The organism is Pseudomonas sp. NPDC089547 (assembly GCF_050280665.1).
Taxonomy (GTDB): domain Bacteria; phylum Pseudomonadota; class Gammaproteobacteria; order Pseudomonadales; family Pseudomonadaceae; genus Aquipseudomonas.
The window spans coordinates 48215-62638 of sequence record NZ_JBNNVS010000033.1 but is presented as its reverse complement, the minus strand read 5'-3'; the positions used below and the strand labels follow the sequence as shown (position 1 = coordinate 62638).

Below are 14424 nucleotides of genomic sequence, written 5' to 3'. Positions count from 1 at the left end.
GTTGATAGGTTGGGTGTGTAAGCGCTGTGAGGCGTTGAGCTAACCAATACTAATTGCCCGTGAGGCTTGACCATATAACACCCAAGCAATTTGCTCATGCAGATTGCGGTGGTGAAGACGAAACAACCGAAAGTTCGCAACCACAAATATCGCATATCCGGATTCGCTGGGCTGTCCATCTGGACATTCTGGCTACAGAATTTCTTGACGACCATAGAGCATTGGAACCACCTGATCCCATCCCGAACTCAGCAGTGAAACGATGCATCGCCGATGGTAGTGTGGGGTTTCCCCATGTGAGAGTAGGTCATCGTCAAGATTCATTTCGCAAAACCCCTATCTGCGCATGCAGGTAGGGGTTTTGTCTTTGTGGGCCAAAAAGCCAGGCCCTACACCAACCCCGCTCCCACAATTCGAGCCAGAACACTAGAATAGCCCCACGCACCTATTCAGAAGCGCTATATGCCCAACTCTGTCGATCCCGAAACCCTGGCTCATTTGCCGCTGGACGAGCTTGTTGCCTGCCATGAGTGCGACCTGTTGCTGCGCAAGCCCGTGCTCCAGCACGATGAAAAAGCCCAGTGCCCGCGCTGTGGCTACGAGCTTTATGCCCACCGGCATAATGTGGTCAACCGCAGCCTGGCCCTGGTACTGACCGCCTTGCTACTGTTTGTGCCGGCCAACTTCCTGCCGATCATGCAGCTGCACTTGCTTGGTCAGACTTCTGACGACACTGTCTGGAGCGGCGTGCTGGGCCTGTACAACTCGGAAATGCGCGGCGTGGCCGTGGTGGTGTTCTTGTGCAGCATGGCCATCCCCCTGGCAAAACTGCTCTGCCAGCTGGCGGTACTGTTGAGTATCCGCTTGAACGTGGGGCGCAGCTTCGGCCTGTTGTTCTATCGCATTTATCACCACCTGCGCGACTGGGGCATGCTCGAGGTCTATTTCATGGGCGTGCTGGTCGCCATCGTCAAGCTGGTGGACCTGGCTGAGCTCACCGTAGGGCTCGGGCTGTTCTGCTTTATCAGCTTGTTATTGGTTCAGGTATGGCTTGAGGTGGTGATGTCACCGCACCAGATCTGGAGTGCATTATCGGGGGAGGACCTGCATGCGGGCGATTGATGCAGGCATTCTTGTCTGCAATGAATGTCATGAACTGAACAGGCAAGTGCCAGGTAGCACTTCGCAAACCTGTACACGCTGTGGCGCCTCTGTGCATGCTCGCCGGCCGAACAGTATCGTGCGGACCTGGGCGCTGCTGATTGCGGCGTCGATCCTGTACATCCCGGCCAATATCCTGCCGATCATGACCGTGAGCACCTTGGGCCAAGGCAGCCCTGACACGATCATGTCCGGCGTAATTACCCTGCTCAAGCACGGCATGGTGCCCATTGCTGCCGTGGTGTTCATTGCCAGCATCCTGGTGCCCACGTTCAAGCTGGTGGGCATTGGCTTGCTGTTGTACTCCGTTCAGCGACACCAGCCGCTTTCGGCGCGGCAACGGATATTGATGTACCGCTTCATCGAATTCATTGGGCGCTGGTCCATGCTGGACATCTTTGTCATCGCCATCCTGGTGGCGGTGGTGAATTTCGGCCGAATAGCCAGTGTCGAAGCCAATCTGGGCGCTGTCGCCTTTGCAACTGTGGTGATCCTGACGATGCTTGCCGCTTTAACTTTCGATCCCCGACTGATTTGGGATAACACGGAGTCGGATGACGACCATGAGTGACCTGCCAACGGCTAAAACCCGCCCAGCCTCGAACTGGTCGGCCATCTGGATCCTGCCCCTGATCGCCTTGATGATCGGTGGCTGGCTGGCGTGGCAAGCCTACCGGGATGCCGGGGTGCAAATTGAAGTCCGTTTCGAATCAGGCGAGGGTATCGTCGCCAACAAGACCGAGGTGATCTACAAGGGCATGCCGGTTGGCAAGGTGGTTAGCCTGGTGCTTGACGCAGAAGGCGACAACCAGGGAGTGATCGCGACCATCGAGATGAACAAGGCCGCCGAACCTCACCTGACCAAAGGCACGCGTTTCTGGCTGGTGAAGCCCAGTGTCAGTCTGGCAGGTATTTCCGGCCTGGAAACCCTGGTATCGGGTAACTACATCGCCGTTAGCCCGGGGGAGGGCGAGCGCACCAAACGCTTTACCGCGTTGAAGGTAGCGCCGCCGCTCTCGGACACGGAGCCAGGCCTGCACCTGACCCTCAAGGCCGACAGGCTGGGCTCTCTCAACCGTGACAGCCCGGTGTTCTACAAGCAGATCCAGGTTGGCCGGGTAAAAAGCTACCGATTGTCCGAGGACCAGAGCACTGTAGAGGTCAAGGTGTTCATCGAGCCGGCCTACGCCAGCCTGGTACGCAAGCATACGCGTTTCTGGAATGCCAGCGGCGTCAGCATCGATGCTTCGCTATCAGGCGTGAAAGTGCGTAGCGAGTCGCTGTCGAGCATTGTTGCCGGTGGTATCGCCTTTGCTACGCCGGAGTACCGCAAAGACAGCCCGCCCACCGACCCGAGCCTGCCGTTCCGCCTGTACGAAGACTTCGATGCAGCCCAGGCGGGCATTCGGGTCAAAGTGAAGCTGAGCGATTACGAAGGGTTGCAGGCAGGCCGCACGCCGGTCATGTACAAGGGCATCCAGGTGGGTTCGCTGAAAACCCTGAAGATGGAGGACAACCTGTCCAGCGCATCCGCCGAGCTGACACTGGACCCTCTGACCGAGGATTATCTGGTCGAAGGTACGCAGTTCTGGGTGGTCAAGCCGTCGATTTCCCTGGCGGGTATCACCGGCCTGGAAGCGCTGGTGAAAGGTAACTACATCGCTATCCGCCCGGGCGAAAAGGGCGCGCGGCCCGAACGTGAGTTCGAGGCGCGGGCCAAGGCGCCGCCGCTCGACCTCAAGGCACCGGGCCTGCACATGGTGCTGTTCGCCGATACCCTGGGTTCGCTGGAAATCGGCAGCCCGGTGATGTACCGCCAGGTGAAGGTAGGCAGCGTGCAGAGCTACCAGTTTGCCCGCAACAGCAACCGGATCCTGATTGGCGTGCACATCGAGAAGGAGTACGAAAAGCTGGTCAACGGCTCGTCGCGCTTCTGGAACGTCAGCGGTATTACCCTGACCGGCGGCCTGTCGGGGATCAAGATCAAGAGTGAGTCACTGCAAACGCTGATGGCGGGTGGTATCGCCTTCGATACACCACGCCCCGACGTAGCACTCAAGCGCCACATTCCGCGCTTCCGCCTGCATGACAGCCAGGAAGCGGTAAACCGCGCGGGTACGTTGATCACCATCCGTGTCGACCGTGCAGATGGCCTGAAGCCGGGCACTGCAATTCGCTTCCGTGGCCTGGATGTGGGCAGTATCGAAAGCGTCGACCTGACTGACGACCTGCAAGCAGTGCTGCTGCGAGCGCGTATTACCGAGGCAGCGGATCGTATCGCCCGTGCCGGTACGCAGTTCTGGGTAGTCAAGCCGGCCTTGGGCCTGGTGCGCACCGAGAACCTCGACACACTGATTGGCGGGCAGTACCTGGAAGTGCAGCCGGCAGCCAAGGACCGTGGTCCGCAGCGTGACTTCGTCGCTTTGGCTGATGCGCCGCAGGTGGCGGGGCCGGAAGTCGGTTTGCCATTGACGCTTAGTGCTCCGCGCCGTGGGTCGATCAAGCCGGGTGTGCCGGTGACTTATCGTGAAGTTGCGGTCGGCAAGGTGACGGGCTTCGAGCTGGGCCAGAGTGCTGATCGCGTGCTGATCCATATCCTCATCGAGCCGCGTTATGCCGCGCTGGTGCGCAGTGGCAGCCGCTTCTGGAACAGCAGTGGCTTCGGCTTCGACTGGGGGCTGTTCAAGGGGGCTACGGTACGCACCGAGTCGGTGGAGACCCTGATCGATGGCGGTATCGCTTTTGCTACGCCGGATGGCGAGCAGATGGGTAACCCGGCACGACCGCAGCAGACCTTTGCCCTGTTCGACAAGGCCGAGGATGAATGGCTACAGTGGGCGCCGAAGATTCAGATCGCCAAGTAACAGCGGACAAACACAGGCCTGCTTTTTTGTAGGAGCGGCCTTGTGTCGCGATCGGGCTGCAAAGCAGCCCCAGCAATATCTGCATCGCAGTTGAAGTCGAGGGGCTGCTTTGCAGCCCGATCGCGACACAAGGCCGCTCCTACAAAAAGCGGTGAGACCTTGGCGCATGCACAAATCGCAGACAACAAAAAGCCGACCCTAGGGTCGGCTTTTCGACTTGCACGTCGCTTAGGCAGCTGCAGCTTCTTTCAGCGCCTTGATGTGGCCATTCAGACGGCCTTTGTGACGAGCAGCCTTGTTCTTGTGGATGATACCCTTGTCGGCCATACGGTCGATTACAGGTACAGCCAGAACGTAAGCGGCTTGCGCTTTTTCGGCGTCTTTTGCGTCGATGGCTTTAACTACATTCTTGATGTAGGTACGGACCATGGAACGCAGGCTGGCGTTGTGGCTGCGACGCTTCTCAGCCTGTTTTGCACGTTTCTTGGCGGAAGGTGTGTTGGCCACCGTCGAGCTCCTCGAAAGACTTTAGGTAAATAGCAAACAAAATAGGCCGCGAATCATGCCGATCAGTAGACCGGTTGTCAAGGCCACCTGCAAGGTTCCGCCGAGCGGTGCGCCAACAAGAGGGAAAGATTCCTTTCTGCTGCGCGACCTGTACACTCGGGAATTTTTGGCTCCCCTGCGAAGGCGCGGGAGTATCGCACATTCGGACGCTGTCTGGCAGCGTCCTCTGTCATTGGCGTGAATCTTTTCGATGAACCTGCTCAAATCCCTGGCTGCAGTAAGCTCGATCACCATGATTTCACGGGTGCTGGGCTTCGTTCGTGACACCATCCTGGCCCGCATCTTTGGTGCCGGCGTTGCCACCGACGCCTTCTTTATCGCGTTCAAGCTGCCCAACCTGCTGCGACGCATCTTTGCCGAAGGCGCGTTCTCCCAGGCGTTCGTGCCGATTCTGGCCGAATACAAGACCCAGCAGGGCGAGGAAGCGACGCGCACCTTCATCGCTTATGTCTGCGGCCTACTGACCCTTGTCCTGGCCCTGGTGACCGCCATTGGCATCCTGGCGGCGCCGTGGGTGGTGTGGGCGACGGCCCCCGGTTTTGTCGACAACGCTGAAAAGTACGAACTGACCACAGCCCTGTTGCGGGTGACCTTTCCTTATATATTGCTGATCTCGCTGTCTTCCCTGGCCGGGGCGATCCTCAATACCTGGAACCGCTTTTCAGTGCCGGCTTTCACGCCGACCCTGCTGAACGTGGCAATGATCGCCTTCGCCGTGCTGCTCACGCCGTACTTCAACCCGCCGATCATGGCCCTGGCCTGGGGTGTGCTGGCCGGTGGCCTGGCGCAGTTGCTGTACCAGCTGCCAGCGCTGAAGAAGATCGGCATGCTCGTGCTGCCGCGCCTGAACCTCAAGGACGCGGGTGTATGGCGTGTACTGAAGCAGATGCTGCCGGCAATCCTGGGCGTGTCGGTGAGCCAGATCTCGTTGATCATCAACACCATCTTTGCCTCCTTCCTGGTGGCCGGCTCGGTGTCGTGGATGTATTACGCCGACCGCCTCATGGAGCTGCCCTCCGGCGTGCTGGGCGTGGCCCTGGGCACCATCCTGCTGCCAACCCTGGCCAAGACCTACGCCAACAAGGACCGCGAGGAGTACTCGCGGATTCTCGACTGGGGCCTGCGCCTTTGCTTCCTGCTGGTGCTGCCCTGCACGCTGGCGTTGGCCATTCTTGCCGAGCCGCTGACTGTTGCGCTCTTTCAATATGGCAAGTTCAGTGCGTTTGATGCGGCCATGACCCAGCGGGCACTGATGGCGTATTCCGTGGGCTTGCTGGCGATCATTCTGGTCAAGGTACTGGCACCCGGCTTCTATGCGCAGCAGAATATCCGCACACCGGTGAAGATCGCGATTTTCACCCTGGTCTGTACCCAGTTGTTCAACCTTGCTCTGGTCGGCCCGCTTGCGCATGCCGGCCTGGCATTGGCGATCAGCCTTGGTGCCTGCCTGAATGCCGGCTTGCTGTTCTGGAAACTGCGCAGTCAGCAGTTGTTCCAGCCGCAGCCAGGCTGGGCAGTGTTCCTGCTCAAGCTGGTTTTGGCTGTGGCGCTGATGTCGGCAGTACTGTTGGCGGGCATGCACTATATGCCGGCCTGGGAGCAGGGCGTCATGCTGGAGCGCTTCCTGCGGCTTGGGGCGCTGATCCTGGCAGGTGTCGTGACGTATTTCGGCTGCCTGTACCTGTGCGGCTTCCGGCCCCGGCATTTCGCACGCAAGGCCCTGCACTAAGGCTTCGGGCGGGTCAGGCGTCGGTTTTTCGCATTCCACGCCGCCCTTGGGCGCTGCTGCCTGTCACCAGCGCCCGGGTGTGGTTATAATCGGCCACTTTATGAGCAAGAAGCGCGTTATGCAGCTGGTTCGAGGTCTTCACAACCTGCGCCCCGAGCACCGGGGCTGTGTCGCCACCATTGGCAACTTCGACGGGGTTCACCGCGGCCACCAGGCAATCCTGGCGCGCCTGCGCGAGCGCGGCCAGGCCTTGGGCCTGCCGACCTGCGTGGTGATCTTCGAACCGCAACCACGCGAGTACTTCGCCCCCGAGACCGCACCGGCGCGCCTGGCACGCCTGCGCGACAAGGTCGAGCTGCTGGCCGCCGAAGGCATTGACCGGGTGCTGTGCCTGGCGTTCAACCAGCGCTTGAGCAAGCTCAGCGCCGACGCCTTCGTCAAGGCCATCCTGGTCGATGGCCTGGGTGTGCGCCACCTCGAAGTGGGCGATGACTTCCGCTTTGGCTGTGACCGCGCCGGCGATTTCGCCTTCCTGGTCGAAGCCGGCAAGCAGTACGGTTTTACCGTCGAGGCTGCCAATACAGTGATCCAGGACGGCCTGCGGGTCAGCAGCACCGAAGTGCGCAAGGCCCTGTCCGAAGGCAACTTCGAGCTGGCCGAACACCTGCTGGGCCGCCCGTACAGCATCACCGGCCGCGTGCTGCATGGCCAGAAGCTGGCTCGCCAGCTCGGCACACCTACCGCCAACATCCAGCTAAAGCGCCGCCGCGTGCCGCTGTCCGGGGTCTACCTGGCCAGCATTGAAATCGACGGCAAGGCCTGGCCGGGTGTCGGCAACATCGGCGTGCGCCCCACCGTTGCTGGTGATGGGCGCCCGCACCTGGAAATTCATCTGCTGGACTATGCCGGCGACCTTTACGGCCGGCGCCTGACGGTGGAGTTCCACCACAAGCTGCGTGAAGAGCAGCGATTCGCCTCCCTGGAGGCGCTGAAGTCGGCGATCGATGCGGATATCGCCGCCGCACGTGCACATTGGCACGCTCAACCGCTAACGAAGAGCCTGAAATGACCGACTACAAAGCCACGCTTAACCTTCCGGACACCGCCTTCCCCATGAAGGCCGGCCTGCCTCAGCGCGAACCGCAGATCCTGCAGCGCTGGGACAGCATTGGCCTGTACCAGAAGCTGCGCGAAATTGGCAAGGATCGTCCCAAGTTCGTCCTGCACGACGGCCCGCCCTATGCCAACGGCAAGATTCACATCGGTCATGCGCTGAACAAGATCCTCAAGGACATGATCGTCCGTTCCAAGACCCTGGCCGGCTTCGACGCGCCGTATGTACCGGGCTGGGACTGCCATGGCCTGCCGATCGAGCACAAGGTCGAGGTAACCCACGGCAAGCACCTGTCTGCCGACCGCACCCGCGAGCTGTGCCGCGAGTATGCCGCCGAGCAGATCGAAGGGCAGAAGACCGAGTTCATCCGCCTGGGCGTGCTGGGTGACTGGGACAACCCGTACAAGACCATGAACTTTGCCAACGAGGCCGGCGAAATCCGCGCCCTGGCCGAAATGGTCAAGCAAGGCTTCGTGTTCAAGGGCCTCAAGCCTGTGAACTGGTGCTTCGATTGCGGTTCGGCGCTGGCTGAAGCCGAAGTCGAGTACGCCGACAAGAAATCGCAGACCATCGACGTGGCCTTCCCGGTTGCCGACGAGGCCAAGCTGGCTGCCGCCTTCGGCCTGGCTTCGCTGGCCAAGCCTGCTGCCATCGTGATCTGGACCACCACCCCGTGGACCATCCCGGCCAACCAGGCGCTGAACATCCACCCGGAGTTCAAATACGCCCTGGTCGACACTGGCGAGCGCCTGCTGGTGCTGGCCGAAGAGCTGGTCGAGTCGTGCCTCAAGCGCTACAACCTGGAAGGCTCGGTCATCGCCACCGCCCAGGGTTCGGCGCTGGAGCTGATCAATTTCCGCCACCCGTTCTACGATCGCCTGTCGCCGCTCTACCTGGCCGACTACGTCGAACTGGGCGCCGGTACCGGCGTAGTGCACTCGGCGCCTGCCTACGGTGAAGACGACTTCGTCACCTGCAAGCGCTATGGCATGGTCAACGACGACATCCTTACCCCGGTGCAGAGCAACGGCGTGTATGTCGAGTCGCTGGAGTTCTTCGGCGGCCAGTTCATCTGGAAGGCCAACCCGGCCATCGTCGAGAAGCTGAGCGAAGTCGGTGCGCTGATGCACACCGAAACCATCAGCCACAGCTACATGCACTGCTGGCGCCACAAGACCCCGCTGATCTACCGCGCCACCGCGCAGTGGTTCGTGGGCATGGACAAGCAGCCAAGCACTGGCGAGCCGCTGCGTGAGCGCGCGCTGAAAGCCATCGAAGAGACCAAGTTCGTGCCGGCCTGGGGCCAGGCGCGCCTGCATTCGATGATCGCCAACCGCCCGGACTGGTGCATCTCGCGTCAGCGCAACTGGGGCGTGCCGATTCCGTTCTTCCTGCACAAGCAGACCGGCGAGCTGCACCCGCGCACCGTCGAGTTGATGGAAGCGGTGGCCAAGCGCGTCGAACAGGAAGGCATCGAAGCCTGGTTCAAGCTGGACGCCGCCGAGCTGCTGGGCGCTGAAGCCGACCAGTACGACAAGATCGCCGACACCCTCGACGTGTGGTTCGACTCGGGTACCACCCACTGGCACGTGCTGCGCGGCTCGCACGACATCGGCCACGCCACCGGCCCACGCGCCGACCTGTACCTGGAAGGCTCCGACCAGCACCGCGGCTGGTTCCACTCTTCCTTGCTGACCGGTTGCGCCATCGACAACCATGCGCCTTACCGCGAGCTGCTGACCCACGGCTTCACCGTGGACGAAAACGGCCGCAAGATGTCCAAGTCGCTGGGTAACACCATCGAGCCGGAGAAGGTCAACAACACCCTGGGTGCCGACATCCTGCGCCTGTGGGTTTCCGCTACCGACTATTCCGGTGAAATGGCGGTTTCCGAGCAGATCCTGCAGCGCAGCGCCGACGCCTACCGCCGTATCCGCAATACCGCACGCTTCCTGCTGTCCAACCTGTCCGGCTTCGACCCGGCCCGCGACCTGCTGGCCCCGCAAGACATGCTGGCACTGGACCGCTGGGCGGTGGACCGTACCCTGCTGCTGCAGCGCGAGCTGGAAGAGCATTACAGCGAGTACCGGTTCTGGAACGTCTACTCCAAGGTGCACAACTTCTGCGTGCAGGAGCTGGGCGGCTTCTACCTTGACATCATCAAGGACCGCCAGTACACCACTGGCGCCAACAGTGTCGCCCGCCGTTCCTGCCAGACCGCGCTGTACCACATCAGCGAAGCGCTGGTGCGCTGGATTGCGCCGATCCTGGCGTTCACTGCCGATGAAATCTGGCAGTACCTGCCGGGCGAGCGCAACGAGTCGGTGATGCTCAACGGCTGGTACCAGGGCCTGAGCGAGCTGCCGGAAGGCACCGAGCTGGACCGCGGCTACTGGGACCGCGTGATGGCCGTGAAGGCATCGGTCAACAAGGAGCTGGAAAACCAGCGTACCGCCAAGGTCATCGGTGGCAACCTGCAGGCCGAAGTTACCCTGTACGCCGACGAAGGCCTGAGCGCCGACCTGGGCAAGCTGGGCGACGAGCTGCGCTTCGTGCTGATCACCTCGGCCGCCAGCGTGGTGCCGTTCGTACAGGCACCGGCTGATGCCGTGGCCACCGAAGTCGAAGGCCTCAAGCTGAAAGTGGTCAAGTCCGGCCACGCCAAGTGCGGCCGTTGCTGGCACTTCCGCGCCGACGTTGGCAGCCACCCGGAGCACCCGGAAATCTGCAGCCGTTGCGTCGACAACCTGACCGGCTCGGGCGAGGTGCGTCACTATGCCTAACCCGGCAGTGGGGCGCTTCGGGCGCCTTGCATGGCTTTGGCTGAGCTTGCTGGTCCTGGTCGTTGACCAGGCCACCAAGCTGTATTTCAACAACGCCCTGACCATGTACCAGCAGATTGTGGTCATCCCTGACTACTTCAGCTGGACCTTGGCCTACAACACCGGCGCAGCCTTCAGCTTCCTGGCTGATGGTGCTGGCTGGCAGCGCTGGCTGTTCGCCCTGATCGCCGTGGTGGTCAGTGCCGTACTGGTGGTGTGGCTCAAGCGCCTGGGGCGCAACGAGACGTGGCTGGCCGTGGCGCTGGCGCTGGTGCTGGGTGGCGCCATTGGCAACCTGTACGATCGCATCGTGCTGGGCCATGTGGTCGACTTCATCCTGGTGCACTGGCAGAACCGCCATTATTTCCCGGCCTTCAACGTGGCCGACAGCGCCATCACCGTTGGTGCGGTGATGCTGGCGCTGGATATGTTCAAGAGCAAGAAGTCCGAGGATCCGGTCCATGACTGACACCCGTATCGGCCAGAACACCGAAGTCACCCTGCACTTCGCGCTGCACCTGGAAAACGGCGATACCGTCGACAGCACGTTCGACAAGGCCCCTGCCACCTTCAAGGTGGGCGACGGCAACCTGCTGCCAGGCTTTGAAAGCGCGCTGTTCGGCTTCAAGGCCGGTGACAAGCGCACTGTGGTGGTGGCCCCGGAGAACGCCTTCGGCCAGCCCAACCCACAAAATGTGCAAGTCATGCCGCGGTCCAATTTCGAAGGCATGGAGCTGTCCGAAGGGCTGCTGATCATTTTCAACGACGCCGCCAACACCGAGCTGCCGGGTGTGGTCAAAGCGTTCGATGACGACCAGGTCACCATCGACTTCAATCACCCACTGGCTGGCAAGACCCTGACCTTCGAGGTGGAGATCCTCGAGGTGAAGGCCCTGTAAGCCTGGAGCCGAGCATGCAAATCAAACTCGCCAACCCTCGCGGCTTCTGCGCGGGGGTCGACCGGGCGATCGAGATCGTCAACCGCGCGCTGGAAGTCTTCGGCCCGCCGATCTATGTGCGTCACGAAGTGGTGCACAACAAGTTCGTGGTGGAAGACCTGCGCAACCGCGGTGCCATCTTTGTCGAAGAGCTGGACCAGGTGCCGGACGACGTCATCGTCATCTTCAGTGCCCACGGTGTTTCCCAGGCCGTGCGCCAGGAAGCTGCTGGCCGTGGCCTGAAAGTGTTCGATGCCACCTGCCCGCTGGTGACCAAGGTGCATATCGAGGTGGCCAAGTACAGCCGCGACGGCCGTGAGTGCATTCTCATTGGCCACGAGGGGCACCCGGAAGTCGAAGGCACCATGGGCCAGTACGACGCCAGCAACGGTGGTTCCATCTACCTCGTCGAAGACGAAGAGGATGTTGCCAAGCTGCAGGTGCGTGACCCGGACCATCTGGCTTTCGTGACCCAGACCACGCTGTCGATGGACGACACCAGCCGCGTCATCGACGCCCTGCGCGCACGCTTCCCGAACATCGGTGGCCCGCGCAAGGACGACATCTGCTACGCCACCCAGAACCGCCAGGACGCCGTGAAGCAACTGGCCGGTGAGTGCGACGTGGTGTTGGTGGTGGGCAGCCCGAACAGCTCCAACTCCAACCGCCTGCGCGAGCTGGCCGAACGCATGGGCACCCCGGCCTACCTGATCGACGGTGCCGAGGACCTGCAGCAGGGCTGGTTCGAGCAGGCCGCGCGGATTGGCATCACCGCTGGCGCTTCGGCCCCCGAAGTGCTGGTGCGTGGCGTGATCGAGCAGCTCAAGGCCTGGGGCGCTACCGGCGCTGAAGAGCTGGACGGGCGTGAAGAGAACATCACCTTCTCGATGCCCAAAGAGCTGCGGGTTCGTTCGCTGATCTGATCAGAATCCTGCGCACAGGGAGCCTTTATCGGGTTCACCTGTGCGCAGCCTGATTCGCCCGGTGGACGCCATCACCACCTGAGTAAAACTGGTGGCGGCGTTTTTCTCGCAGAGCTCCAGCGTGCCACCTGTCTTGCCCAGTGGGACACCCAGTCCGCTGAACCTGATCTGATCGCCTGTATTGGCCATGATCCTTATGGGCCTCGAAAGACGTTGCTCACGCAATACCTGCTCATTGTGCTCCAGCAACACTCGCCACCCTTTTCCCCAATCGCTCTCAACTCCCTGGACCAGCACGTTCTGGCCCTGCAGCAGCGCATGGCTGCGAGCACTGCGCAGTGCCTGTGCCAAATCTCGGGCAGCTGCTGCCCTGTGTAGGTCATCAGTCATTCTGGCGTAAGCCGGCATACCGAGCTGTGTCAGCAAGACGGCCACGGCCAAGGCCGACAACATTTGAATCAGTGTTACGCCTCGTTGCTTCACCGTGCATTCCTCCCTGGAAGTGCTTGGCTATAGCTTCACGTTCATCGGCCAAGCCGTCTAGTCGGCCGGGTTCAGGGCTATTGCAGGAAAGGTCGCGGGAGGTGTAGGGATGCGCGCAAGGCAACGGGGCATGACGCTCCTGGAAGTGTTGTTGGCAGTCGTGGTTGTGGCCGTGGGCATGTTCGCAACGGCAGCGATGCAGTTGCAGGCATTGCAGGCTGCGGACGGCGCACGTCGTGATGGGCAGGCCGCGATGGCGGTGCACAGCGAGCATGAGCGGAGGCGGCGATGAGGCGCCGCCAGATTGGGTTCGGTCTTGTCGAGATGGTGATGGCGCTGGCCATCGGGTTGATGCTACTGGCCGCGGCCAGCCAGCTCTTTACCTCCGCACACCAGACCTGGCGTCTGCAAAGTACGGCAGTGCGCATGCAGGATGAGGCACGGCTTGCTTTGCTGCGCATGGCGCAGGATATCCGCATGGCAGGGATGTTTGGTTGCCTGCGGATTAAACCTGACGACTTTGAGGACCCGGCTGCGCGGCAGGCTTTTGCCCGCCCCTTAGAGGTTGAAGCCTCTACCCTCAGCCTGGTTGTGGCGGAGTTGTCCGCAAAGGCTGGCAAAGGTGACTGGGTTTTGCAGACGGACTGTATCGAAAAAGTGCGTGTGGATGAAAAGCCAGTAGAGGGTTACCCACTGACGTTCCCCATCAGCCAGTACGTTTATCAGTTCCATGACAATAAGCTGAGGTTCAAGCGAAAAGGCAACTTCCAACCGCTGGTCGAGAATGTGCGAGAGGCGCGCTTCAAACGTGTGCAAACGCCGCAAGGGGAGAGGGTAGACATCACGCTGATGTTGTACGAGCCCACGCTTAAACTCGAACAGCGCCATGAACTGAGCGTGGCGCTGCGCAATCGGGTGCCGGGGCCATGAAGCGTCAACGCGGTGTCGTGTTGCTGTTGGCGTTGGTACTGAGCCTGCTGCTCGGCTTGCTGACTGCCTCCGCCCTGCGTGATGCCTTGATGGAGACGCGAATGGCTGGTTACCTGCGCGATGGCCTGCTGGCGTTTGAAGAGGCAGAGGCCACATTGCAGGCCGGGGCAGATGAACTGCTGCGGGCACCTCCAGGCAAATGTCAGATGTGCCTGCCCCCGCCACACCCGCACGATTTGACTGGGCAGTGGCAGGGCAGCAAAAGCGGCTACTTCCAGATCCAGCATCTAGGCATGAGCGAGCGCGCTGCGCACATGCCGGAAGGGCCGCACGTTGCTCTGTACCGGGTGACTGCCGTCAGCCAGCAAGCACAAGCCCGGCAGGTACTGGAAGCCGTCTACGCCGTAGCCGGCGACACAGTCCAACGCATCACCTGGCGCCAAAGACTGAGAGGAGACTGACATGCAGCAAGGCTTGAGCCTGATCGAGTTGTTGATTGTGCTGGCCGTGACCGGCATTCTGGCAGCCATTGCCTACCCCAGTTACAGCGACCAGCTTCGGCGAGCCGCACGCAGCGAAGTGGTTGGCCTGCTGCATGATGCCGCCCTGCGCCTGGAGCGCCACCGCGTGCGCACCGGCCAATACGCCGAGGGCGACCCGGCCTTGCCCGACGGTACCCGCTTTTACAGCCTGCAGGCCCAACGCGACAGCGACACCTTCACGCTGCGCGCACGGCGGCTGCCGCATGGGCTGATGGCACAGGATGGCTGTGGCGACTTCCAGCTCGACCAGGCCGGCGTGCGCAGCAATCCCGGTGCCGTTGGTGGCAGCGGGCACTGCTGGGGAAGCTGAAGGTTGAATGATGCCCGGTGCATCGCGGTTTTACTTCAGGT

Annotated in this window: 15 protein-coding genes and 2 rRNA genes; 15 read left to right on the top strand and 2 right to left on the bottom strand. The window is 61.5% G+C overall.

The annotated features are described in order from the left end of the window. From ACQKPZ_RS20530 to ACQKPZ_RS20510, 5 genes are all read left to right on the top strand, one after another. Positions 1 to 74 (top strand): 23S ribosomal RNA (locus tag ACQKPZ_RS20530); the annotation flags it as partial. A 129-nt stretch (positions 75 to 203) separates the two neighbouring features. Next, positions 204 to 319 (top strand): 5S ribosomal RNA (rrf, locus tag ACQKPZ_RS20525). 143 nt (positions 320 to 462) lie between these two features. Continuing rightward, positions 463 to 1122: a paraquat-inducible protein A gene (locus tag ACQKPZ_RS20520; protein ID WP_391132421.1), complete on the top strand. Its 660-nt coding sequence runs from the start codon at positions 463 to 465 to the stop codon at positions 1120 to 1122. Beyond that, entirely contained in the window at positions 1109 to 1732 is a 624-nt protein-coding gene (locus ACQKPZ_RS20515; protein WP_427541589.1) for a paraquat-inducible protein A, read from the top strand. The genes ACQKPZ_RS20520 and ACQKPZ_RS20515 overlap by 14 nt, the downstream gene beginning before the upstream one ends. Further along, on the top strand, positions 1725 to 4025 hold the full coding sequence (locus ACQKPZ_RS20510) for an MlaD family protein (protein ID WP_427541586.1): 2301 nt from the start codon (positions 1725 to 1727) through the stop codon (positions 4023 to 4025). Before ACQKPZ_RS20515 ends, ACQKPZ_RS20510 begins: the two co-directional genes overlap by 8 nt. A 228-nt stretch (positions 4026 to 4253) precedes the next feature. Here ACQKPZ_RS20510 and rpsT read toward each other — a convergent pair whose 3' ends face one another. After that, positions 4254 to 4532: a 30S ribosomal protein S20 gene (gene rpsT, locus ACQKPZ_RS20505; RefSeq protein WP_003247625.1), complete on the bottom strand. Its 279-nt coding sequence runs from the start codon at positions 4530 to 4532 to the stop codon at positions 4254 to 4256. Positions 4533 to 4782: 250 nt separating this feature from the next. On the opposite strand from rpsT, the gene murJ reads away from it, so the two are divergent. From murJ to ispH, 6 genes are all read left to right on the top strand, one after another. Next, positions 4783 to 6321 (top strand): murein biosynthesis integral membrane protein MurJ, encoded by a 1539-nt coding sequence (gene murJ / locus ACQKPZ_RS20500; RefSeq protein WP_427541583.1) that lies wholly within the window; start codon positions 4783 to 4785, stop codon positions 6319 to 6321. 118 nt (positions 6322 to 6439) lie between these two features. Beyond that, positions 6440 to 7390, top strand: a complete 951-nt coding sequence (gene ribF, locus ACQKPZ_RS20495; RefSeq protein WP_391132413.1) for a bifunctional riboflavin kinase/FAD synthetase — start codon at positions 6440 to 6442, stop codon at positions 7388 to 7390. After that, positions 7387 to 10218 (top strand): isoleucine--tRNA ligase, encoded by a 2832-nt coding sequence (ileS, locus tag ACQKPZ_RS20490; protein ID WP_427541580.1) that lies wholly within the window; start codon positions 7387 to 7389, stop codon positions 10216 to 10218. The genes ribF and ileS overlap by 4 nt, the downstream gene beginning before the upstream one ends. Beyond that, positions 10211 to 10726, top strand: coding sequence for a signal peptidase II (gene lspA, locus ACQKPZ_RS20485; protein ID WP_119368747.1), 516 nt, complete (start codon positions 10211 to 10213; stop codon positions 10724 to 10726). Before ileS ends, lspA begins: the two co-directional genes overlap by 8 nt. After that, positions 10719 to 11156 carry an FKBP-type peptidyl-prolyl cis-trans isomerase gene (gene fkpB / locus ACQKPZ_RS20480; RefSeq protein ID WP_012270371.1) on the top strand — a complete coding sequence of 146 codons (438 nt, stop codon included), beginning with the start codon at positions 10719 to 10721 and terminating at the stop codon, positions 11154 to 11156. The genes lspA and fkpB overlap by 8 nt, the downstream gene beginning before the upstream one ends. Positions 11157 to 11170: 14 nt before the next feature. Then, on the top strand, positions 11171 to 12118 hold the full coding sequence (ispH, locus tag ACQKPZ_RS20475) for a 4-hydroxy-3-methylbut-2-enyl diphosphate reductase (protein WP_427541577.1): 948 nt from the start codon (positions 11171 to 11173) through the stop codon (positions 12116 to 12118). Here the strand turns inward: ispH and ACQKPZ_RS20470 are convergent, their stop codons facing one another. Further along, positions 12119 to 12601, bottom strand: a complete 483-nt coding sequence (locus ACQKPZ_RS20470; protein WP_427541574.1) for a GspH/FimT family pseudopilin — start codon at positions 12599 to 12601, stop codon at positions 12119 to 12121. It abuts the gene before it with no gap. A gap of 109 nt (positions 12602 to 12710) precedes the next feature. Between ACQKPZ_RS20470 and ACQKPZ_RS20465 the strand changes: the two genes are divergently transcribed. Genes ACQKPZ_RS20465 through ACQKPZ_RS20450 form a run of 4 tightly spaced genes read left to right on the top strand, consistent with a single transcriptional unit; the run spans position 12711 to position 14383 of the window. Next, positions 12711 to 12893, top strand: coding sequence for a prepilin-type N-terminal cleavage/methylation domain-containing protein (locus tag ACQKPZ_RS20465; RefSeq protein ID WP_427541571.1), 183 nt, complete (start codon positions 12711 to 12713; stop codon positions 12891 to 12893). Beyond that, entirely contained in the window at positions 12890 to 13531 is a 642-nt protein-coding gene (locus ACQKPZ_RS20460) for a PilW family protein (RefSeq protein ID WP_427541568.1), read from the top strand. The genes ACQKPZ_RS20465 and ACQKPZ_RS20460 overlap by 4 nt, the downstream gene beginning before the upstream one ends. Beyond that, positions 13528 to 13992 carry a hypothetical protein gene (locus tag ACQKPZ_RS20455; protein WP_427541565.1) on the top strand — a complete coding sequence of 155 codons (465 nt, stop codon included), beginning with the start codon at positions 13528 to 13530 and terminating at the stop codon, positions 13990 to 13992. Before ACQKPZ_RS20460 ends, ACQKPZ_RS20455 begins: the two co-directional genes overlap by 4 nt. A gap of 1 nt (position 13993) precedes the next feature. Continuing rightward, positions 13994 to 14383, top strand: coding sequence for a type IV pilin protein (locus tag ACQKPZ_RS20450; RefSeq protein WP_427541562.1), 390 nt, complete (start codon positions 13994 to 13996; stop codon positions 14381 to 14383). Positions 14384 to 14424: the final 41 nt, after the last annotated feature.

What these genes read in the sequence shown, in the direction of transcription:
- ACQKPZ_RS20520 (WP_391132421.1), top strand. Translation starts at nt 463, where the DNA reads ATGCCCAACTCTGTCGATCCCGAAACCCTGGCTCATTTGCCGCTGGAC.
- ACQKPZ_RS20515 (WP_427541589.1), top strand. Translation starts at nt 1,109, where the DNA reads ATGCGGGCGATTGATGCAGGCATTCTTGTCTGCAATGAATGTCATGAA.
- ACQKPZ_RS20510 (WP_427541586.1), top strand. Translation starts at nt 1,725, where the DNA reads ATGAGTGACCTGCCAACGGCTAAAACCCGCCCAGCCTCGAACTGGTCG.
- murJ (WP_427541583.1), top strand. Translation starts at nt 4,783, where the DNA reads ATGAACCTGCTCAAATCCCTGGCTGCAGTAAGCTCGATCACCATGATT.
- ribF (WP_391132413.1), top strand. Translation starts at nt 6,440, where the DNA reads ATGCAGCTGGTTCGAGGTCTTCACAACCTGCGCCCCGAGCACCGGGGC.
- ileS (WP_427541580.1), top strand. Translation starts at nt 7,387, where the DNA reads ATGACCGACTACAAAGCCACGCTTAACCTTCCGGACACCGCCTTCCCC.
- lspA (WP_119368747.1), top strand. Translation starts at nt 10,211, where the DNA reads ATGCCTAACCCGGCAGTGGGGCGCTTCGGGCGCCTTGCATGGCTTTGG.
- fkpB (WP_012270371.1), top strand. Translation starts at nt 10,719, where the DNA reads ATGACTGACACCCGTATCGGCCAGAACACCGAAGTCACCCTGCACTTC.
- ispH (WP_427541577.1), top strand. Translation starts at nt 11,171, where the DNA reads ATGCAAATCAAACTCGCCAACCCTCGCGGCTTCTGCGCGGGGGTCGAC.
- ACQKPZ_RS20465 (WP_427541571.1), top strand. Translation starts at nt 12,711, where the DNA reads ATGCGCGCAAGGCAACGGGGCATGACGCTCCTGGAAGTGTTGTTGGCA.
- ACQKPZ_RS20460 (WP_427541568.1), top strand. Translation starts at nt 12,890, where the DNA reads ATGAGGCGCCGCCAGATTGGGTTCGGTCTTGTCGAGATGGTGATGGCG.
- ACQKPZ_RS20455 (WP_427541565.1), top strand. Translation starts at nt 13,528, where the DNA reads ATGAAGCGTCAACGCGGTGTCGTGTTGCTGTTGGCGTTGGTACTGAGC.
- ACQKPZ_RS20450 (WP_427541562.1), top strand. Translation starts at nt 13,994, where the DNA reads ATGCAGCAAGGCTTGAGCCTGATCGAGTTGTTGATTGTGCTGGCCGTG.